This window comes from Providencia stuartii (assembly GCF_029277985.1).
Classification (GTDB): domain Bacteria; phylum Pseudomonadota; class Gammaproteobacteria; order Enterobacterales; family Enterobacteriaceae; genus Providencia; species Providencia zhejiangensis.
On the sequence record NZ_CP119546.1, the window covers coordinates 1,664,274 to 1,686,340 of the forward strand.

Below are 22,067 nucleotides of genomic sequence, written 5' to 3' on the forward strand. Positions count from 1 at the left end.
AAAAGAGTTTACACTGTGTGCTATTGCGATAGTTTTGTTATCAACTTATTGAATGGCTGAGGCAGGAGAAGCGAATGTTAAAGCGTGAAATGAATATTGCAGATTATGATCCACAACTGTGGGAAGCAATGGAGAAAGAAGTTCAACGTCAAGAAGAACATATTGAATTAATTGCTTCAGAAAACTATACCAGTCCACGAGTTATGCAGGCTCAAGGATCTCAGCTAACAAATAAATATGCCGAAGGTTATCCGGGTAAGCGTTATTATGGTGGGTGTGAGTATGTTGACGTGGTTGAGCAGCTAGCAATCGACCGTGCAAAAGCGCTGTTTGGTGCAGACTATGCAAACGTACAGCCTCACTCAGGTTCACAGGCTAACGCAGCTGTTTATATGGCGTTACTGCAACCCGGTGATACCGTATTAGGTATGAACTTGGCGCACGGTGGTCACTTAACGCATGGCTCACCAGTTAACTTCTCCGGTAAGCTGTATAACATCGTTCCTTATGGTATCGATGAAAGCGGTAAAATCGACTATGAAGACATCAAAGCACAAGCTCAGAAACATAAGCCAAAAATGATCATCGGTGGTTTCTCTGCTTATTCAGGCATTGTTGATTGGGCTAAAATGCGTGAAATCGCAGATAGCATCAATGCTTACCTATTTGTTGATATGGCTCACGTAGCGGGTCTAATTGCAGCAGGTGTGTATCCTAACCCTGTTCCTCATGCACACATCGTAACGACAACAACACACAAAACCTTGGCGGGTCCACGTGGTGGCTTAATCTTAGCGAAGGGTGGTGATGAAGAGCTGTATAAAAAACTAAACTCCGCAGTATTCCCTGGTTCTCAAGGTGGTCCGCTAATGCATGTGATTGCGGGTAAAGCGGTAGCACTGAAAGAAGCGATGGAGCCTGAATTTAAAACGTATCAACAGCAAGTTGCTAAAAATGCGAAGGCAATGGTAGAAATTTTCCAGCAACGCGGCTATAAAGTAGTGTCTGGCGGTACTGAAAATCACCTATTCTTAGTTGATTTGGTTGATAAAGATATCACAGGTAAAGATGCAGACGCAGCATTGGGTCGTGCGAATATCACGGTGAACAAAAACAGTGTTCCTAACGATCCTAAGAGTCCATTTGTTACCTCTGGTATTCGTGTAGGTACACCAGCCATTACGCGCCGTGGTTTTAATGAAGCGGATGCGCGTGAGCTGGCGGGCTGGATGTGTGATGTTCTGGATAACCTCAATGATGAAGCGACCATTGAAAGTACCAAACAAAAAGTATTGAATATTTGCGCAAAATACCCAGTTTACGCATAAAATTAAATTAATTTAATTTTTTAAACCCGCTTCTACACGTTGGTAAAAGCGGGTTTTTTGCATTGAAAAAAGGAGGAATAATGGTAATCCCATCAACTCGCTGGCTGGCGATTGATTATTTTACCTATTTTTTCGCTTACAGTATTTTTCTACCATTCTGGCCTATATGGTTACAGGGGGAGGGAATTGATGCTGAAATGAGCGGGATACTGTTGGGGGTTGGACTCGCTGCACGTTTCCTTGGTGCAATGTTCATTACACCGATGGTAAAGGATCCATCAAGCCTCATTAATGCATTAAGAATATTGGCGGCATTATCGTTGTTATTCTCTGTCGCTTTTGCGTTTGGCTCCCATTGGGCATGGCTATTTTTTGTCATGGTTGGATTTAATTTATTTTTTGCACCATTGGTGCCACTCGGTGACTCATTAGCGGGAACATGGCAAAAACAATTTCCATTCGATTATGGACAAATTAGGCTTTGGGGCTCCATTGCTTTTATTATTGGCTCGATAGTTATGGGCTATTTTGCTGATATATTAGGTCATAAATCAATTATGGCGGCCTTAATTATTAGCTGCTTAGCGTTATTACTCACGACGATGTTAAAACCCGCCATCATGCCTAAAGGCGCCCCGATGGTTGCAAATGAAGATAAGGTGTCTTTTAAGCAACTTATTGCCGATAAAAATGTCGTTAAGTTTTTAATTTGCGTCACCTTACTGCAAGGTGCTCACGCAGCATACTATGGTTATGCTTCGTTATTTTGGAAAGAGGCTGGCTACTCAGATGTTGTGATAGGTCGATTATGGGCGCTTGGCGTTGTAGCTGAAGTGATTGTTTTTATGTTGAGCAAGAAGTTATTTCGCCGCTGGAGCTCGCGTAACTTACTTTTACTCTCTGCTGTGAGTGGAATTATCCGTTGGGGACTCATGGGGGCTTTCACTTCATTACCTATTCTCATTATCGTTCAAATATTGCACAGCGGTACTTTCACGGTATGTCATTTGGCGGCAATGCGTTTTATTAGTGCGCGCAAAGAGAATGAAATTATTCCATTACAAGGTGTTTATTCGGCATTAGCCACGGGGGGAGGGTTAGCGATTATCACTGTCATGGTGGGGGCTATTTATGAACGGGTTCCCGATCAGCATGGCATTGTCTTTTATTTAATGGCTCTTTTGGCAATTCCAGCTTTGTTTATACGACCAAAAATCGCTGCACACTCATAGAATCATACACTTAGGTATATTCGAGCCATATTGATAACAGAATATACTGTGATGAGAAAGTATCTGTGCATGAACTCACTGCTCAGGATGCTAGGGCCATTATACCGTCGACTAATCAACACGAGTGCGATTTGGGGATGATGAGAGGAAAGGCAAGAAAATAGTGAGTATGACTTTAGACTTTGTCATAAATGAAAGACGTTGAGCGATGCTCAACGTCTTTTTCATCATGATACGACAACGCGATCAACGTTTTAATGCTTCTGACAGCTCTTCACGCATAACAGACAAAATATCTTTCACGATGCGTGGGCTACCCGCAACAATGTTACCTGAAGCTAAATAGTTATGGTTACCTACGAAGTCAGTCATGATGCCGCCTGCTTCACGCATAATTAGCTCACCACCCAAGAAATCCCAAGGTTTCAAACCAATTTCATAGTAGGCATCAACACGGCCAGCGGCGACATAGCATAAGTCTAAGGCTGCTGAACCTGTACGGCGGAAGTCAGCACAGCTATCAAACATTTTGCTCATGATATTCATGAACACAACGGAATGTTGTTTTTGTTTGAAAGGGAAACCAGTAGCAACGATTGCCCCATCTAATTCGCGAGCATCAGCACCACGCAGACGATAACCGTTTAATTGTGCACCTTGGCCACGAACAGCGCTAAATAACTCATTACGCATTGGATCGTAAACCACTGCAACTTCAGTACGGCCTTTAACACGAACAGCGATAGATACAGAAAAATGTGGGAAGCGTTTGGTGAAGTTTGTCGTACCATCCAGTGGATCAATTACCCATTGAATATCATCTTCTTTACCGAGTAATTCACCACTCTCTTCAGTAATGATGGTGTGCTCTGGGTATGATTTACGGATGATCTCGATAATGAAATGTTCAGCTTCACGATCGACATTGGTAACGAAGTCATTGGAACCTTTTTGTGAAATCTGGACATTGTCAGGCGTTTCATAGCTTTTAGCTATATGATTACCAGCCTTACGTGCTGCACGTATGGCGATATTAAGCATCGGATGCATGGGCTTTTTCCACTGGAATGTTAAAGAACGAAAAACATTGAGTGGGCGGATTATATAGATGTTCGTCACAATAAGCAATTTTGTGTTAAACTCTTGCGATTATTTTTTGAAAAACGACTAAATCATGTTAGACAATATCCGCATTATTCTTGTTGAGACCTCACACACAGGCAATATGGGCTCTACAGCCCGCGCTATGAAAACGATGGGGTTATCCAATCTTTATCTTGTTAATCCTCAAGTACAACCTGATTCACATGCCATTGCGCTCTCTGCGGGGGCCAGTGATGTCATTGGCCAGGCAACAATTGTCAATTCGTTAGATGAAGCATTAGAAGGGTGTCAGTTAGTGATTGGCACTAGTGCACGCTCACGGACACTCTCTTGGCCGATGGTTGCGCCACGTGAATGTGGAGAAAAATCAGTTGAGCAAGCGAAAACGGCGCCTGTTGCCATTATTTTTGGTCGTGAGCGTATCGGGTTGACCAATGAAGAATTGCAGAAATGTCAGTACCATCTCTATATTCCAACCAACCCCGAATACGGTTCTCTCAATCTGGCGATGGCAGTGCAGTTAGTCAGTTATGAAATTAGAATGGCATATTTAGCCTTAGATGAAAAAAATGCGGTTAACTCAGATTCGTCTGAGGTAGAATATCCCCCTGCACAAGATATAGAACGTTTTTATGTGCATCTTGAAAGCGTATTGAATGAGTCTGGGTTCATTCGTAAGGCACATCCGGGATTAATTATGAATAAATTAAGACGGTTATTTACCCGTGCTCATATTGAAACCCAAGAGCTACATATTTTACGTGGTATCCTGACGTCGATGGAAAAATGGGCTAAAAAATGAGTGGTTACTCCGTGCAGAATACTTGAGTAAATTAGTCAGGTAAATAGTTGACTAAATTAGTCGGGAATGTCACAATTGGCCTATATTTTACCACGGAGTATATGTTATGAGACTCACTTCCAAAGGACGTTATGCAGTAACGGCGATGCTAGATGTCGCATTACACTCTCAGACAGGGCCTGTGCCCCTAGCTGATATTTCTGAGCGTCAGGGAATTTCCCTCTCTTATCTTGAACAGCTTTTCGCTCGCTTACGTAAAAACGAGCTCGTGTCGAGTGTTCGTGGTCCAGGTGGTGGTTACCTACTTGGCCGAGATGCCGATCAAATTTTTGTTGCTCAAGTCATTGCTGCGGTTGATGAATCTGTTGATGCGACGCGTTGCCAAGGTAACAAAGAAGGTTGCCAAAATGGTGATCGTTGCCTGACTCATGCGCTATGGCGCGATTTAAGTGACAGAATTACGAGCTTCCTTAGTAGCATTAGCCTTGATGAGCTGGTTAAGAATCAGGAAGTGATGGATGTTGCCGATAGACAAGATAATGAAAAACGTCGTGCAACATTAGGTGGACTTTCACCTGAAACAATTATTAATGTCCGTGCTTAATTATACAATATTTTAATAAATTGCAGTTAGATACATAACGTGGTGGCGTTTCAACCATTAAGCACCGCAAGTATCATTGGAAAATGAAGACAACGTTGTCTTTTGGAGTAAGTGAGCAATGAAATTACCGATTTATCTTGATTATTCAGCAACAACACCGGTAGATCCCCGTGTTGCTGAAAAAATGATGCAATGTCTAACAATGGACGGCATTTTTGGTAACCCCGCTTCGCGTTCCCACCGTTTCGGTTGGCAAGCAGAAGAGGCCGTTGATATTGCACGTAATCAAATCGCTGAATTGGTGAATGCCGATCCACGCGAAATTGTCTTTACTTCTGGCGCAACAGAATCTGATAATTTGGCGATCAAAGGTGCTGCTAATTTCTATCAAAAGAAAGGCAAGCACATTGTTACTTGTAAAACGGAGCATAAAGCCGTTTTAGATACTTGCCGCCAATTAGAACGCGAAGGTTTTGAGGTGACATACCTCGCTCCGCAAAAAAATGGTTTGATTGATCTGAAAGAGCTAGAAGCTGCTTTACGTGACGACACCATTCTTGTTTCTATTATGCATGTGAATAATGAAATCGGTGTTGTACAAGATATCGCGGCTATTGGTGAAATGTGCCGTAGTCGCAACATTATTTTCCATGTCGATGCAACTCAAAGTGTCGGAAAACTGCCTATCGACTTATCAGCTCTGAAAGTTGATTTGATGTCATTCTCTGCACATAAACTGTACGGCCCTATGGGGATCGGTGCTCTTTATGTACGTCGTAAACCACGTGTTCGCCTTGAAGCTCAACAGCATGGTGGTGGTCATGAGCGCGGTATGCGTTCAGGTACATTGCCTGTTCACCAAATCGTCGGTATGGGTGAAGCTTATCGCATCGCGAAAGAAGAAATGGCCGAGGAATCTGCACGGTTACGTGAATTACGTTTACGCTTGTGGAATGGGATTAAAGATATTGAAGAAGTGCACCTTAATGGTGACTTAGAGAACGGCGCGCCACATATTCTGAATGTCAGCTTCAACTATGTTGAAGGTGAATCGCTGATGATGTCTCTCAAAGATTTGGCTGTATCTTCAGGTTCTGCATGTACCTCTGCAAGCCTTGAACCTTCTTATGTTTTACGTGCACTGGGAATGAATGATGAACTTGCACATAGTTCAATTCGTTTTTCTTTAGGGCGCTTTACAACAGAAGAAGAAATTGACTATGCAATCAAACAGATTCATGGCGCAATTGGCCACTTACGTGAACTGTCTCCTTTATGGGAAATGTTCAAAGACGGCGTAGATCTTAACAGCATCGAATGGTCTCACCATTAATCAGACAGTTTCAGGAGCTTAAAAATGGCATATAGCGAAAAAGTAATCGATCATTATGAAAATCCACGTAATGTGGGTTCATTTGATAATAGCGATCCAAGTGTGGGTAGCGGTATGGTTGGTGCGCCTGCTTGTGGTGACGTGATGAAACTGCAAATTAAAGTCAATGATGATGGCATCATTGAAGATGCACGTTTCAAAACCTACGGTTGTGGTTCAGCCATCGCTTCAAGCTCACTCGTGACTGAGTGGATGAAGGGCAAAAGCCTAGACGAAGCAGAAGCGATTAAAAATACCGCTATCGCGGAAGAGTTAGAATTGCCACCAGTGAAAATTCACTGCTCAATTCTAGCGGAAGATGCAATTAAAGCAGCCATTGCGGATTATAAAAGCAAACGCCAAGGCAAATAATGCTTAAATTCCGGCCTCTAGGTTGTAGAAACATAGATAAATAAAATCTGTGCGACAGAACCATTGGTCGGTATAATAATGATGATTTTGAAGGCGGATGCTGCGATTAAGTGGGTATCTGCCTTGTTTGTTTCTATAGTGAGGTTCGCAATGTCTATTTCTCTAACAGAAAGTGCTGCGCAACGTATTCAAGCTTTTCTTGCAAGCCGTGGTAAAGGCGAAGGTTTACGCCTTGGTGTGAGAACATCCGGTTGTTCAGGAATGGCTTATATTCTCGAATTTGCAGATATTATCAATGAAGAAGACACTGTGTTCGAAGATAAGGGTGTCAAAGTGATCGTTGATGGCAAAAGTATCGTCTATTTAGATGGCACTGAGCTGGATTTTGTCAAAGAAGGTTTAAACGAAGGCTTTAAATTTAATAACCCTAATGTCAGCAGTGAATGCGGCTGTGGGGAAAGCTTTCACGTATAACGTCTTTCTATAGACAATATTCTTAACCAATGCGCTTTTCGTGAGCTACACGATAGGTAGGTGCTGTTAAACGACATTGGTATTCTAGTTCGAGAAACTAAGCACTTATGGATTATTTTACTCTTTTTGGGTTAACACCCAGCTATGCGATAGACAATGAACAACTAGCTCAATGTTTTCAATCGCTACAGCGTCAATATCATCCAGATCGCTTTGCAACCTGTACTGAACAGGAAAAAATGCAAGCGCTTCAGCAGGCTGCAACCATAAATGCGGCTTACCAAGCCCTTCGTCATCCACTAAAACGTGCAGAATATCTGTTGTTATTACAAGGTATTGATATTAATAACGAACAACATACTATGCATGATACTGCATTTTTAATGGAACAACTTGAGCTACGCGAAGAACTAGACAATATCGAGCGCCACAGTGAGGCGAACGATTTACTCACTGAGTTTATGGCTAAAGTAAAACAGATGCAAAAAACGCGCTCTCTTGTGATGGTTGAACAACTTGATCGTGAGCAGTGGGAACAGGCGGCTGACACAGTACGAAAATTACGTTTTCTCGATAAACTGCAACAACAGGCAGAACAGCTCGAAGAACGTTTACTGGATGATTTTTAAGAGAAACGATTATGGCTTTACTGCAAATCAGCGAACCGGGTATGACGGCTGCACCTCACCAACGTAAGTTAGCAGCGGGTATTGATCTCGGCACAACTCACTCTTTGATAGCGACTGTGCGTAGCGGTGAGGCGGCGGCTTTGCCTGATCACGAAGGACGCTATTTATTACCTTCTGTTGTTAATTATCAGGCTGATAATAAACAGGTCGGCTGGGCAGCGAAACAATTAGCTGAACGCGATCCTGTAAATACCATCATCTCCGTCAAACGGATGGTGGGGCGTTCATTGGCCGATATTCAACAGCGTTATCCTGAGCTACCTTATAATTTTACGGCAAGTGAAAATGGTTTACCGTTTATTCAAACCGCTGCGGGGCAAGTTGATCCGATTCAAGTCTCTGCTGACATTTTAAAAACGCTAGCGAAGAGGGCAGAAGCAACGTTGGGGGGGGAAATGGACGGTGTGGTGATCACTGTTCCTGCTTACTTTGATGATGCTCAGCGCCAAGGTACAAAGGATGCAGCCCGTCTTGCGGGATTGCATGTCCTGCGTTTGTTAAATGAGCCTACGGCTGCCGCTATTGCTTATGGTCTTGATTCAGGACAAGAAGGGGTTATTGCCGTTTATGATTTAGGCGGAGGAACATTTGACGTTTCTATCTTACGCCTGAGTCGTGGTGTTTTTGAAGTGTTAGCGACAGGTGGCGACACAGCCTTGGGTGGTGATGATTTTGACCATGTGTTAGCACAGTGGATTGCAGAGCAAGCAGGCTTAGTCACTCAAGGTAACCACCATTTAACCCGTCAGTTATTAAATGTCGCTACAGACGCTAAAATTGCCCTCAGTGAGGCAAATACAGCATCAATTAACTTGCCACAATGGCAAGGTGAAATTCAACGTGATGTCTTTGAGCAACTGATCCAAAACCACGTAAAACGTACACTGATGGCGTGTCGTCGTGCCTTGAAAGATGCACAAGTAGAGCCAGAAGATGTACTTAATGTGGTGATGGTTGGTGGTTCGACGCGTGTGCCTCTCGTCAGAAATAAAGTGGGCGAGTTCTTTGGCAAACAGCCCCTTACCTCGATTGATCCAGATAAAGTGGTTGCAATAGGAGCGGCTATTCAAGCGGATATTTTGGTCGGAAACAAACCGGATAGCGACATGCTATTATTGGATGTGATCCCTCTATCTCTAGGCCTTGAAACAATGGGCGGACTGGTAGAAAAAATTATTCCCCGTAATACCACGATACCTGTAGCACGAGCTCAAGAATTTACCACGTTTAAAGACGGGCAAACGGCGATGTCGGTTCATGTCGTTCAAGGTGAGCGTGAGATGGTTGCTGATTGTCGTTCATTAGCCCGCTTTACATTACGTGATATTCCTCCGATGCCAGCGGGGGGCGCACATATTCGTGTCACCTTCCAAGTTGACGCGGATGGTTTATTAAGCGTGAGTGCCATGGAAAAATCGACAGGCGTTGCAGCTTCGATTCAAGTCAAACCATCATATGGTCTCACGGATACTGAAATTTCAAGCATGATTAAAGATTCAATGACTAACGCGCAAGATGATCTTAGTGCGCGCCGCTTAGCGGAGCAAAAAGTTGAAGCTGCAAGAGTCCTTGAAAGTTTGACAAGTGCATTAGCACAAGATGCCAATCTATTGACTCCAGAAGAAGAGTCAGCGATTGATAATGCAGTCAATGTTTTAATTGAAGCGGTAGAAGGTACAGACCCTACCGCTATTGAGAATGCCATTAAACAACTGGATAAGCAATCACAGGAGTTTGCTGCGCGTCGAATGGATGCTTCTATTCGTCAAGCGTTATCAGGCCAATCTGTGGATGAGATATAATTATGCCTAAAATAGTTTTTTTACCTCATACAGAGTTATGTCCGGAAGGTGCGGTTGTTGATGCACAACAGGGCGAGTCGATTTTAAATGTTGCATTGCGTTCAGGTATTGAACTTGAGCATGCATGCGAGAAATCATGTGCTTGTACTACATGTCATTGTATTGTTCGTGAAGGATTTGATTCCCTAGAAGAAAGCAGTGAATTAGAAGATGACATGCTTGACAAAGCGTGGGGATTAGAGCCAGAAAGTCGCTTAAGCTGTCAAGCACTCGTTGCTGACGAAGATTTGGTTGTTGAGATCCCAAAATATACAATTAATCACGCTCGTGAACATTGATACTGATACAATCAACTGTGTGGGGAAACGAAGATGAGCCTTAAATGGTCTAATAGCCGAGAAATCGGCGAAGCATTGTATGATGCGTATCCGGATTTGGATCCAAAAACAGTACGTTTCACAGATATGCACCAATGGATTTGTGAATTAGAAGATTTTGATGATGACCCACAAAAATCTAATGAAAAAATCTTAGAAGCCATTTTGTTAGTTTGGCTAGATGAGTTTGAATAATGGCCAAATTGAATCGATGAACCGGGCGAACAGTCCGGTTTTTATTTATGAGCACTATCTTGATACCTATTTAGCCTCTAATAAGTTAAGTTACTTTTATCAGCTATAGAAATAGATAAAAGCTGCCTGTAAAAAAACAGATAAAGTGGGAGAAACAATGACAAAACAGATTATGCCAGTAATGATTTCATTTGAAGCCGCAGCTCCTTGTTGGGGTGAAGGTGCACTGATCAGTTCTGGTGATAAAGGAATCACTATTCATTTAAAACATCCAGGCAAGCTTTGTGCAGTACAAAGCGCAGGACGTAAATTGGATAGCCAAGGTATTCGTAATGTTTCTTTGACAGGTGAAGGTTGGGATCTGGAAAAAAGTTGGGCATTTTGGCAAGGTTTCCGTGCACCAAAAGGGGCGAGAACAATTGAATGGCCAATTTTGCCAGAAGCTGAACGCCAAGAGTTAGAAAGTCGTATCCGTACGATTGATTGGGTGCGTGATGTGATTAACGCGCCAGCTGAAGAGCTAGGTCCTGAGCAATTAGCGCAACGTGCTATTGATTTACTATGCCACATCGGAGCTGAAGAAATCAGCTATCGCATTATTAAAGGCGAAGACCTACTTGAGCAAGGTTATGCAGGTATCCATACTGTCGGTCGTGGCTCAAACCGCTCTCCGGCCTTATTAGCACTGGATTACAACCCAACTGGTAATGCGAATGCACCTGTTTTTGCTTGTCTTGTTGGTAAAGGCATTACCTTTGATTCAGGTGGTTACAGTATTAAACCTTCTGCATCAATGAATTCAATGAAGGCAGATATGGGCGGTGCTGCAACATTGGTTGGTTCATTGGCACTGGCGATTAATCGTGGTTTGAAAAAACGCGTCAAGTTATTCCTCTGTTTGGCGGATAACATGGTCAGTAGTAACGCGTTTAAATTAGGTGATATCATTCGTTACCGTAATGGTAAGTCAGTGGAAGTGATGAATACAGATGCCGAAGGCCGTCTGGTTTTAGCTGATGGTTTGATTGATGCATGTAAAGAAAAACCCTCTTTAATTATTGATGCTGCCACGTTAACCGGCGCAGCAAAAACAGCGGTGGGTAACGACTATCATTCCGTACTCAGCTTTGACGATAAATTAGTGGCTGACTTAATGGATTCTTCCGATGCAGAACATGAGTTGTTCTGGCGTCTGCCATTAGCCGAATTCCACCGTCAGCAGCTGCCATCAAGCTTTGCTGATTTGAATAATATCGCAGCACCATCTAATACGGCGGGGGCGAGTACCGCAGCGGCATTTTTATCTCATTTTGTTGAAAACTACCGCCAAAATTGGCTACATATCGATTGTTCAGCCACTTATCGCAAATCTCCGGTTAGTCTGTGGGCTGAAGGTGCCACGGGAATTGGAGTGAGAACAATTGCGAACTTGCTGATGAAAAAAGCAGGCTAAAAGGTTATTCGTTTTCTTAACAGGCACGAAAGGGGCGACTTTTCGTGCCTGTTTTTTTATTATAGTTACAATTATTTTTACATAGGGCATGAGCATGTCGCAGCAATATGAATCGAATAAACCTTTAAGCGCCGATAATGATATTGAATTTACTGAGTTAATTATCCCTGAAGGGGCCTCATTAAAACTCAGTGTGCTTGAAACAGAACCAGAAGCATTGACGGAAGCTTTAATCGAATGCTTTAAGCAACACAAAGTAGTCCGTCGTGCCTTTTTAGTTTCTGCCCAAGCTGATGATGATACTGACGAAGCCATACTTATGGTGGCATTGGAGTTTGTACCCGGAACTGAAAATATCGATGAGATTATTCATCAAGCGGGGACTTTAGCTTGTGAGTATTTAAATGATAATGAGTCTATTGATTTTTGTTTAGTTAACGAAGCTGAAAAAGGGATTAGCCATTTTATCACTGAACATGTTCAACCTTTCTACCAGCGTAAGTTAGGTAGTTGGCTACGCGATACTATCCCGATTAAAAATACCAAGTAAGTTTCCGCAGTGGGCTAGATAATGGCTCACTGTGCTTTTGGCCCGCCGTTGTTCTTTCTTATCTAATCACTATTTCCTCTAGCCCAAATAGCAGGGCGATATTTTGAGCACGTGTTCGAATTCTTCTGTTTTTCAGAGTAACTTTCACGGCGGAGTAGCTGAGTCGCTAATGACCCTTTCAGCGCTTAAGTGATACGGTTATCGTGCAATGACAAGCAGTAGGGGCACACTGTTTCTGCTTAATTAGAAATAGTTAAATGACATCAATATGGCTAGATCACGAGAAGATACTTTGAGCTATGCTAACGGTGTAAATACTTTATGATGAGTTTGTTTGTGGTGAGTCACGTTATCGCTTGAAATAGGACGAGTGTAGCGGTCATTTCAAATGTGATGCCCTTTCTAAGGCAATAATCCATTGCACCTAAAAATAAATATCTACGATGATTTTTATAGGTTTATTTTAGATAAGGCTCAATAATGAAAAAAGTACAACGACACTCCGCTCATGATGCGGCATTTAAAGGTTTTATGGCGCAAATAGAGAATGCTAAAGATTTTTTCCATTTTCATTTACCTGCTCACATCCATGCGCTCTGTGATTTTGAAACACTCGCGTTAACCAATTCTTCTTTCATCGATAAACAGCTGCGTTCACGGTTATCTGACGTATTATATTCGGTCCAAACCGCAGAGGGTGATGGGTATATTTATTTACTTGTTGAGCATCAATCGTCACCTGATAAATTGATGGCTTGGCGGTTAATGCATTATGCATTTTTAGCCATGAATCAACATTTACAACAAGGTCATAAACACTTACCGCTCGTGGTGCCTGTTTTATTCTACCACGGAGATTGCTCGCCTTATCCATATTCACAACGATGGACAGATTGTTTTCCATTAGCGGATGTGGCGAAGGATTTATATACCCGCTCTTTTCCCTTGGTTGATGTCACAGTCATTGATGATAATGAACTTGTTAATTACCGTAAGGTTGCCATCATGGAATTAGCCATGAAACATAAACATTTACGAGATGAAAGTGAACACGTGATCTCCTTATTGGCTCAGGCGCTCAATAATCACTATAATACTGATAGCGATGTTATTACTATTCTCAATTATTTATTTTTTACGATGGATGCAGCAAATGTTGAGAAAATAGTCCAACAATTGAGTGAAAAAACTGAAAAGCATCAAGAGGTTATTATGAGTATCGCACAACGTTTGCAAGAGAAAGGTGCCAAAGTGGGCTGGGCAAAAGGGCACCAGAAAGGATTGGAAGAGGGCCTTGAAAAAGGAAAGCATGAGGCAAACCTAGCGACAGCAAGAACGCTTTTAAAAAACGGTATTAGTCTTGAGTTAATTATGGAAAGCACCGGGCTAAGCCGAGAAGAACTTATTTCTCTTCAATAATATGATAAGTTCCCCGTTTTGTTGATGCGAAAGGCGCTCTTTTCTTGAATTATTGCTCTTAAACGTTGAGAAAATAATCCAACAATTGAGTGAAAAAACTGAAAAGCATCAAGAGGTTATTATGAGTATTGCACAACGTTTGCAAGAGAAAGGTGCCAAAGTGGGCTGGGCAAAAGGGCACCAGAAAGGATTGGAAGAGGGCCTTGAAAAAGGCCTTGAAAAAGGTATTGAAAAAGGCATTAAAAAAGGAAAGCATGAGGCAAACCTAGCGACAGCAAGAACGCTTTTAAAAAACGGTATTAGTCTTGAGTTAATTATGGAAAGTACTGGACTAAGCCGAGAAGAACTTATTTCTCTTCAATAATATGATAAGTTCCCCGTTTTGTTGATGCGAAAGGCGCTCTTTTCTTGAATTATTGTCTTCGCATATTATAAGTCGTCGCAATATTTTCTATTGATATATTTGCTCATTATTTTTATACCCGCTATTGCCTATTTCACCCGCCGTATTGCCCCAAATAGTAAGATTTTTTTCCGTTTTGTCTTATAGGTGCTCACCGCACAATCTGTTAAATTATATAATTGATTGATACAAACTATTTTAGTTTTCGCCTATTTTATCATCAGGTCAAAATTTTTATTGCTCTCATTGAGTTAGATGAGAGTGAAAGCTCAATATATTAACTATTAAAGGAAGAATCGGTCATGAATCAACATTTTAGTTGGGCTTCATTGGCGGGTCTAAAGACAAAAAAACGTTATATTGCAGCGGCATTAGCTTCTGTCATTGCACTAACGGGTTGTGATAATACAGACGACACAAGCAAAAAAGATACAAATATTGCAGCAGAAAACAAATCAACGGTAGAAAATCCAACGAAGACTGCACCACTTGCAACGGAAAATAAATCTGCAACAAAATTATCTAAAGAAGAGATGATCAAGCGTTATGCAGGTAAAGAGTTAACGATTCTTGATGCCTCTGAGTTACAGCTAGATGGCGCGAGTGCAATTGTCGTTACTTTCTCTGTTCCCCTAGAGCAAAACCAAGATTTTAGCCAATTTTTAAATTTAGTTGATGTTAAATCAGGTAAGTTAGATGGCGCTTGGGAGCTATCTGATAATCAAATGGAGTTGCGCTTTCGCCATATACCGCCATCAAGAGAGCTAAATCTTACGGTCAATACGGGGATCAAAGCGGTCAATGAACGGACAATAACTCAACCATTTGAGAAAAAATTACAAACGGCACAAATTATCCCGACAGTTGGGTTTGCAAGTAAAGGCTCCTTATTACCTAGCAAAGTTGCACAAGGCTTGCCAGTTATCGCATTGAATGTCGATAAAGTGGATGTGAACTTTTTCCGCATTGATGAAAAACAACTGCCACAATTTTTGGCAATGTGGCAATACCGTAGTAATTATGAATATTGGTATTCAGAAGAGTTCCTCAATAAAACCGAACTTGCCTACACAGGGCGTTTTGACCTAAATCCAACCAAAAATACTCGTGAAACGGTTTTATTGCCGCTGAAAGAGATTAAAGAACTCCAGCAAGATGGTGTTTATTTAGCGATTATGCAAAAAGCAGGTAGCTATAGTTATCAATTCCCTGCAACCGTATTTACGCTCAGTGATATTGGCGTGTCATTGCATAGCTATCAAGATCAGGTTGATGTATTTACACAATCACTGGCAAAAGGTTCTGCACTAAAAGGCGTGGAATTACGTATTCTTGATGAAAAAGGGCAATTAGTTAATAAAGCCACTACTGATGGTGATGGGCATGCCAAATTAGATAAGTTAGCGGGTGGAAAACTATTGTTAGCGACCCTTGATGGTCAAACAAGTATGATTGACCTGACACAGCCAGCACTAGACTTATCCGAGTTTGATATTTCAGGTCCAGTTGGTTATGCAAAACAGTTCTTTGTGTTTGGCCCTAGAGATTTGTATCGCCCTGGTGAATTGTTATTGGTGAATGGTTTATTACGAGATGGTGATGGTCAGCCAATTAAGGCTCAGCCAGTTAAAGTCGATGTTTTAAAAACCGATGGGCAAGTCGTTAGAAGTTTTGTATGGCAGCCTGAACAAGATCACAATGGGTTATACCAGTATCAATACGAAATTCCAAAATCCGCTGAAACAGGCGGCTGGTCTTTACGCTTTGATTTAGGTGATGGTTCACCGTTGCGTTACTATAAATTCAACGTTGAAGATTTCATTCCTGAGCGCATGGCATTGGAGATGAGTGCTCAAGAGAAACCTATTCTGAATAATGAGCCTGTTGAGTTTGATATTCAGGGGCGTTATTTATATGGCGCACCAGCCGCAGGTAATGAACTTCAAGGACAAATTTTTATTCGACCTGACCGTGAAGCGGTAGCAAAACTACCCGGTTTTGAATTTGGTTTTGAAAATGAAGAAGGGCTACAACGTAAGCTGGATGAGTTTGATTTAACATTAAATGATAGTGGTGAAACCGTTATCGCTGTACCCCAGAGTAATTGGGAATCTTTGCGTTCACCAATTAAAGTTATTGCACAAGCGAGTTTATTGGAAGCGGGGGGGCGCCCTGTGACTCGCCGAGCAGAACAGGCGGTATGGCCGGCGAAAGCAATGGTTGGTATTCGTCCATTATTTAATAAAAAAGAAATTTATGATTATCGGACTGACCGTTACACACAGCGCTATAACGTCGATGAAAACTCTCTTGCTGAATTTGAACTGGTATTTGCTGACGCGGCAGGTAATAAGCTTGCGGCCGAAAATTTAACCGCTCGTTTAGTCTATGAACGCCGTGATTATTTCTGGAGCTGGTCAGAAAGTGGTGGCTGGACATCAAATTATGATCAAAAAGATTTGATGATGGCGAATGAAAACATCAAGATTGAAAAAGATGGCACTGCGAAAGTGTCTTTCCCAGTTGATTGGGGTTCTTTCCGTCTTGAAGTGATTAATGAAGATAATAAATTAGTTAGCAGCCTACAATTTTGGGCGGGTTATTCATGGCAAGATAATGCGGGTGGTAATGGGGCTATACGCCCTGATCAAGTAAAACTAAGCTTAAATAAACCTGCATATTTACCTGGAGAAAAAGCAAAAGTTCGAGTGGAATCTCCTAAAGCGGGCAAAGGCTATATTTTGCTTGAATCCAGTAGTGGTCCGCTATGGTGGCAAGAGATTGACGTCCCTGAAAAAGGGATGGAAATTGAAGTGCCTGTTAATAAAGAATGGGCACGCCATGATCTTTATATCACTGCGGTAGTTGTACGCCCAGGGGATGATTCGAAAGAGGCGACAGTAAAACGCGCTATCGGTGTACTCCATCTACCATTGGCGGATGAGAATCGTAAAATTGGCTTATCACTGACCGCACCCACAAAGATGCGACCTAATCAAGATCTTACCGTTAAAGTGAAAGCAACCGCGCAAGATGGTAAACCATTACCTGAAAAAGTGAATGTGTTGTTGTCCGCGGTAGATACGGGTGTCTTGAACATTACTGATTTTAAAACCCCTAATCCGTATGAAGCCTTCTTTGGGCGCAAACGTTATGGCGTAGACCAATACGATGTATATGGTCACTTGATTGAGGGGCAGGGCAAACTTGCTAATCTGCGCTTTGGTGGTGATAGTGAAGAAGCCGCGTTAGAGCGCGGAGGAATGAAGCCGCTAACAGAAGTGCAAATCATTGCGGAACAAGCTCAACCTGTGACACTGGATAAAAATGGTGAAGGTGAAATCACATTACCAATCCCTGATTTTAATGGGGAATTACGCGTGATGGCACAAGCTTGGAATGACAAAGATTTTGGTCATGCCGACAGTAAAGTTGTGGTTGCCGCACCATTGATTACACAAATGTCGATGCCACGTTTTATGGCTGGTGGTGATAAATCTTACTTTGCACTGGATCTGACTAACACAACTGATAATACACAAAATATCACGGTGACCTTTAAAGCCTCGGGTATGGTGAAATTAGATGGGGCGACCTCGAAAGAACTCTCTTTAGTGAAAGGCAAACGAACAACAGTTACCTTACCTGTTCGTGCTGATTACGGTTATGGGGAAGGTCAAGTGTCGATGACAATCAATGGTATTAACATCCCCGGCGAGTCATTGAAAGAATACAGTAATAGTTGGAAAGTCGGAGTACGTCCTGCTCAACCAGCAGAAACTCTTTCTTATGCGATTGCGATTGAGCCAGGTGAACAATGGACATTACCAACGGAAGAGTTGCGCGGTTTATCACCGGATACGCTTGAAGGGCAGGTACTGTTGACGAGTCGTCCTCCACTGCAAATCGCACGTTATATTCGTGAGTTATTTGCATATCCATATGGCTGCCTTGAGCAGACGATCAGCGGACTATATCCTTCACTGTACTCCTCGCAAGCGGAATTAACGAAGCTGGGTGTGAAATCACAAACGGATGATGATCGTCGGAAAGCTATTGAAATCGGTATTCCGCACTTATTAAGCATGCAGCGTCCTGATGGAAGTTTCTCGTTGTGGGATCGGAATGGCCGCGAAGAGTATTGGCTGACGGCTTACGCAACAGATTTTTTAAATAGAGCTCATCAACGAGGCTATTCAGTACCTCAAGATGCGTTAGTGAATGCAAATAGCCGTTTGTTAAGCTACTTACAAGATGGTAATCAAATCAATTATCCATATACCAATAATCTGGATGCATCGCGCTTTGCTGCACAAGCTTATGCAGGCTTGGTATTGGCCACACAGCAGAAAGCTCCTTTAGGAGCCTTGCGCCAATTGTACTCTAGGGCCAATGAATCCAATAGTGGGTTACCGCTAGTGCAGTTAGGGATCGCATTGAATCTCATGGGAGATAAGGCACGTGGTGACAGCGCCATTATCGATGGATTGAAAAAACAGCGTAGTCGTTACAGTTATGATGGTGACTATGGTTCAACGATCCGTGACGATGCAATGATAGTGGCTTTATTAAATGAACATCAATTAATGCCGAAATCGCGTGATCAAAAACTACAGATATTGTCCAATAACCTAGTTTCACAACAGTACTTCTCAACTCAAGAGAGTAATGCGTTGTATCTAGCGGGTCGTTATTATGTGAATGATTCCGAAACGCCATGGAAAGCGGTTATCAATGGTCAAGAGCCACCAATGACATCGGACAAACCGGTCAATGAGTTCTTGAGCAAACAACAGCTACAAACAGGCTACAGCATTGAAAATGCGGGTACCAATACATTGTATAGCCGTTTGAATGTGGTGGGATACCCGATGTATACACCAACGCCGAGTTCCAATGTATTAAGTGTGAAACGTACCTATTTAGATTTACAAGGCCAACCAATTACACTTGACCGTTTAAGATCGGGCGAAATGGTAGTTGTGAAGTTGGAAGTGAACGCTTCACAGATGGTTCCTGATGCATTAGTCGTTGATTTATTGCCAGCAGGTTTAGAGCTAGAAAACCAAAATTTGGCAAACAGCAGTGCAAATCTCAGCGAAACAGCGCCAAACTTACAAGAAGTGATCGATGATATGCAGCAAGCACAAATCAGTCATATGGAATATCGTGACGACCGTTTTGTCGCTGCCGTTGAGGTACAGCAGTATAAACCAACCACTTTAGTGTATTTAGCTAGAGCGGTGACGCCGGGTGTATACAACATTCCTGTTCCACAGGTGGAATCCATGTATGTGCCTGAATGGCGAGCTGTCGGTAATGCTAGTGGTCAATTAGAAATCGTTCGTTAATCTTTGCTAAGCCCTTATACTGTGCAGTGCTAGTCGTATAAGGGCTATTTCTTTGCGGTAGATCCATTTATGAAAAAAGGGTTACGACGCACTGGGATGACATTGATCGTCTTGGTGATTTTTTTGCCTCTGCTATTTTTATTGCTTGATAGGTTATGGCCATTACCCATCAAGCAAATTGAAATGGCACGTACCGTAGTGGCCGAAGATAGCACACCACTTTGGCGTTTTGCTGACAGAGAAGGCATTTGGCGCTATCCCGTAAAATTAGATGAAGTATCACCTGAATTTATTGAAGCACTCCTCACCTATGAAGATCGCCATTTTTATCAACATCCGGGCATTAACCCTTTTTCGTTGCTGAGGGCATTGTGGCAGGATGTGAGTTCAGGGCGTATCGTATCAGGGGGAAGTACGATTTCTATGCAGGTTGCTCGGTTAATTGACCCTCATGACCGAACAATAACAGGTAAACTCAAACAACTCTGGCGTACCGCACAGCTTGAATACCATTATTCAAAAGATGAAATCTTGGAAATGTACCTGAATCGAGCCCCTTACGGGGGAACTATTGAAGGAATTGGTGCTGCAAGTTGGGTGTATTTAAATAAATCGCCAGATAAACTGACGTCAGGTGAGGCGGCACTCTTTGCGGTATTGCCACAAGCGCCAAGCAGACTGAGACCTGACCGTTATCCCCAAAGAGCGCAAGCTGCACGCGATAAAGTCCTTGATAGGCTCGCTGAATATCAGGTTTGGTCGGCAGATAAAGTTGCTGATATTAAACAGGAACAAATCTGGTTAGCTCCGCGTAAAAATCCTCATTTAGCGCCTTTATTAGCGCGTCGCGTCGTCAAAGATGTTCAAGATTCAATTATTGAAACCACAATTGATGCAGGGTTACAGCGTCAGTTAGAGGATATGGCGATTAATTGGAAAAACCAGCTGCCTAAGCAAACTTCATTAGGATTATTGGTTGTTGATCATACTGATATGAGTGTGAAAGCTTATCTTGGGTCAATTGATTTTACAGATAATAGCCGTTTTGGTCATGTTGATATGATCACGGCTTGGCGTTCGCCGGGGTCGACACTTAAACCCTTTTTATATGCACTCGCAATGGATGATGGATTGATCCATGCCGAATCACTGTTACAAGATGTACCACGTCGTTTTGATGATTATCGACCAGGTAATTTTGACAGTGGTTTTAATGGTCCTGTGAGCGTCAGTGATGCATTAGTGCGTTCACTGAATTTGCCGGTAGTGCAAGTACTTGATGCTTATGGGAGTAAACGTTTTACGGCCAAGTTACGTAATGTTGGGACAGAATTACGTTTTCCTTTAGCAAGTGAACCCAATTTATCACTCATTTTAGGTGGAACGGCTGCACGTATGGATGAGCTAGTAGCAGCTTACAGCGCTTTTGCTCGCCAAGGAAAAGTTTCACCACTGCGCTATCGACCCAGTGAAGTGATACGCGATCGCCAGCTTATCTCACCGGGAGCTGCGTGGATTGTGCGACGTATTATGGGGGGAGAGGCGCGCCCTGTGCCAGACAGTAGTTTAAGCGCACAAGTGAATTTAGCATGGAAAACCGGCACCAGTTATGGCTATCGTGATGCATGGGCGATAGGGGTCAATCCGCGTTATACCATTGGTGTATGGGTTGGGCGGCCAGATGGTACACCTGTTGCAGGGCAATTTGGCTACGCAACGGCTATTCCGATAATGAATCAGGTGAATAATTTATTGTTAGCTCGTTTATATCAATCAACCCAATCGATACCGAAGGATACTAAGCCCGCAAGCGTTAGCCAAGCGGTGATTTGTTGGCCGAGTGGCACCGCGTTGCCAAAAGAGGATAGCAATTGCCGGCAACGTCGCTTAAGTTGGATTTTGGACAAGACGATCCCACCAACACTCATTGCGAAAGGACAGGAGTCATTATTAGGGCTACGCCAGAAAATATGGGTCAATACTCAAGGTTTACAGGTTGCGCCAGATTGCCCTAACGCAATAGAAAAAGAGATCTATTTGTGGCCGATTACATTAGAGTCATGGCTACCGTCGGGTGAGAAACGTGCTAACCGGTTACCTCGTATTGATCCCCAATGTCCACCAATGAGGAGTGAAATGCCGCCACTGTTGATTTCGGGCGTGCGTGAAGGTGAAATTCTACAGCGGTTACCAGGTAAAAGTAGTTTAGATGTACGCTTAGTGACGCAAGGTGGGCAAGGACAACAATGGTGGTTTTTAAATGGCGAGCAAATAAAAGAAACAGGACACAATGGCAGCGTTTTACTGACTTTTGATAAATCAGGAAACTACCAAATTTCTGTTTTAGACATGGGGGGACAAGTGACCTCAGTCAGTTTTAAAGTGAAGTAACGAATAAAAAGTGTGACTTAGTCAAAAAAATAGTCTTTTTTGCTATAAAAAGTTTAACAAAATGTTGATGTAACTGTAGGAAATTGTAATCGTAGCCCCTATAATCAACGCCTTGTTTCTGTTACTGGGTAGCAGAAGATTAACACTAT

At 42.6% G+C, this 22,067-nt stretch carries 18 protein-coding genes; 17 read left to right on the forward strand and 1 reads right to left on the reverse strand.

Annotated elements, in window-relative coordinates; genetic code table 11:
• Nucleotides 1–74: 74 nt before the first annotated feature.
• Both glyA and P2E05_RS07225 read left to right on the forward strand, forming a co-directional pair.
• Nucleotides 75–1,328 (forward strand): serine hydroxymethyltransferase, encoded by a 1,254-nt coding sequence (glyA, locus tag P2E05_RS07220; protein ID WP_154625167.1) that lies wholly within the window; start codon nt 75–77, stop codon nt 1,326–1,328.
• 80 nt (nt 1,329–1,408) lie between these two features.
• Nucleotides 1,409–2,560 (forward strand): 3-phenylpropionate MFS transporter, encoded by a 1,152-nt coding sequence (locus P2E05_RS07225; protein ID WP_251463918.1) that lies wholly within the window; start codon nt 1,409–1,411, stop codon nt 2,558–2,560.
• 246 nt (nt 2,561–2,806) lie between these two features.
• Here P2E05_RS07225 and suhB read toward each other — a convergent pair whose 3' ends face one another.
• On the reverse strand, nt 2,807–3,610 hold the full coding sequence (suhB, locus tag P2E05_RS07230) for an inositol-1-monophosphatase (RefSeq protein WP_154625165.1): 804 nt from the start codon (nt 3,608–3,610) through the stop codon (nt 2,807–2,809).
• Between the two features lie 124 nt (nt 3,611–3,734).
• Between suhB and trmJ the strand changes: the two genes are divergently transcribed.
• The 15 genes from trmJ to pbpC all read left to right on the forward strand — a co-directional run bounded on the left by trmJ (nt 3,735) and on the right by pbpC (nt 21,918).
• Entirely contained in the window at nt 3,735–4,466 is a 732-nt protein-coding gene (gene trmJ, locus P2E05_RS07235) for a tRNA (cytosine(32)/uridine(32)-2'-O)-methyltransferase TrmJ (protein ID WP_154625164.1), read from the forward strand.
• A 106-nt stretch (nt 4,467–4,572) separates the two neighbouring features.
• Nucleotides 4,573–5,070, forward strand: coding sequence for a Fe-S cluster assembly transcriptional regulator IscR (gene iscR, locus P2E05_RS07240; protein WP_154625163.1), 498 nt, complete (start codon nt 4,573–4,575; stop codon nt 5,068–5,070).
• Nucleotides 5,071–5,188: 118 nt separating this feature from the next.
• Nucleotides 5,189–6,403 (forward strand): IscS subfamily cysteine desulfurase, encoded by a 1,215-nt coding sequence (locus tag P2E05_RS07245; protein ID WP_154625162.1) that lies wholly within the window; start codon nt 5,189–5,191, stop codon nt 6,401–6,403.
• A 24-nt stretch (nt 6,404–6,427) separates the two neighbouring features.
• On the forward strand, nt 6,428–6,814 hold the full coding sequence (gene iscU / locus P2E05_RS07250) for a Fe-S cluster assembly scaffold IscU (protein ID WP_154625161.1): 387 nt from the start codon (nt 6,428–6,430) through the stop codon (nt 6,812–6,814).
• Nucleotides 6,815–6,964: 150 nt separating this feature from the next.
• Complete coding sequence (iscA, locus tag P2E05_RS07255; protein ID WP_004921385.1) at nt 6,965–7,288, forward strand: iron-sulfur cluster assembly protein IscA; 324 nt, start codon at nt 6,965–6,967, stop codon at nt 7,286–7,288.
• 107 nt (nt 7,289–7,395) lie between these two features.
• Nucleotides 7,396–7,917 carry a co-chaperone HscB gene (gene hscB / locus P2E05_RS07260; RefSeq protein ID WP_154625160.1) on the forward strand — a complete coding sequence of 174 codons (522 nt, stop codon included), beginning with the start codon at nt 7,396–7,398 and terminating at the stop codon, nt 7,915–7,917.
• An 11-nt stretch (nt 7,918–7,928) separates the two neighbouring features.
• The gene (hscA, locus tag P2E05_RS07265) at nt 7,929–9,779 is read left to right on the forward strand and encodes a Fe-S protein assembly chaperone HscA (protein WP_154625159.1); all 1,851 of its coding nucleotides are present in this window, start codon (nt 7,929–7,931) and stop codon (nt 9,777–9,779) included.
• A gap of 2 nt (nt 9,780–9,781) precedes the next feature.
• Nucleotides 9,782–10,117, forward strand: a complete 336-nt coding sequence (gene fdx, locus P2E05_RS07270; protein ID WP_154625158.1) for an ISC system 2Fe-2S type ferredoxin — start codon at nt 9,782–9,784, stop codon at nt 10,115–10,117.
• 33 nt (nt 10,118–10,150) lie between these two features.
• Nucleotides 10,151–10,351 (forward strand): Fe-S cluster assembly protein IscX, encoded by a 201-nt coding sequence (gene iscX, locus P2E05_RS07275; RefSeq protein WP_154625157.1) that lies wholly within the window; start codon nt 10,151–10,153, stop codon nt 10,349–10,351.
• Between the two features lie 157 nt (nt 10,352–10,508).
• Nucleotides 10,509–11,804: an aminopeptidase PepB gene (pepB, locus tag P2E05_RS07280; protein ID WP_154625156.1), complete on the forward strand. Its 1,296-nt coding sequence runs from the start codon at nt 10,509–10,511 to the stop codon at nt 11,802–11,804.
• Nucleotides 11,805–11,898: 94 nt separating this feature from the next.
• Nucleotides 11,899–12,354, forward strand: a complete 456-nt coding sequence (locus tag P2E05_RS07285; protein ID WP_154625155.1) for an enhanced serine sensitivity protein SseB C-terminal domain-containing protein — start codon at nt 11,899–11,901, stop codon at nt 12,352–12,354.
• 480 nt (nt 12,355–12,834) lie between these two features.
• Nucleotides 12,835–13,773, forward strand: a complete 939-nt coding sequence (locus tag P2E05_RS07290) for an Rpn family recombination-promoting nuclease/putative transposase (RefSeq protein WP_163861024.1) — start codon at nt 12,835–12,837, stop codon at nt 13,771–13,773.
• Nucleotides 13,774–13,894: 121 nt separating this feature from the next.
• Nucleotides 13,895–14,137, forward strand: coding sequence for a hypothetical protein (locus P2E05_RS07295; RefSeq protein WP_272657543.1), 243 nt, complete (start codon nt 13,895–13,897; stop codon nt 14,135–14,137).
• A gap of 341 nt (nt 14,138–14,478) precedes the next feature.
• Nucleotides 14,479–19,527 carry an alpha-2-macroglobulin family protein gene (locus P2E05_RS07300; RefSeq protein ID WP_272657542.1) on the forward strand — a complete coding sequence of 1,683 codons (5,049 nt, stop codon included), beginning with the start codon at nt 14,479–14,481 and terminating at the stop codon, nt 19,525–19,527.
• Nucleotides 19,528–19,596: 69 nt separating this feature from the next.
• Nucleotides 19,597–21,918, forward strand: a complete 2,322-nt coding sequence (pbpC, locus tag P2E05_RS07305; protein ID WP_272657541.1) for a peptidoglycan glycosyltransferase PbpC — start codon at nt 19,597–19,599, stop codon at nt 21,916–21,918.
• Nucleotides 21,919–22,067: the final 149 nt, after the last annotated feature.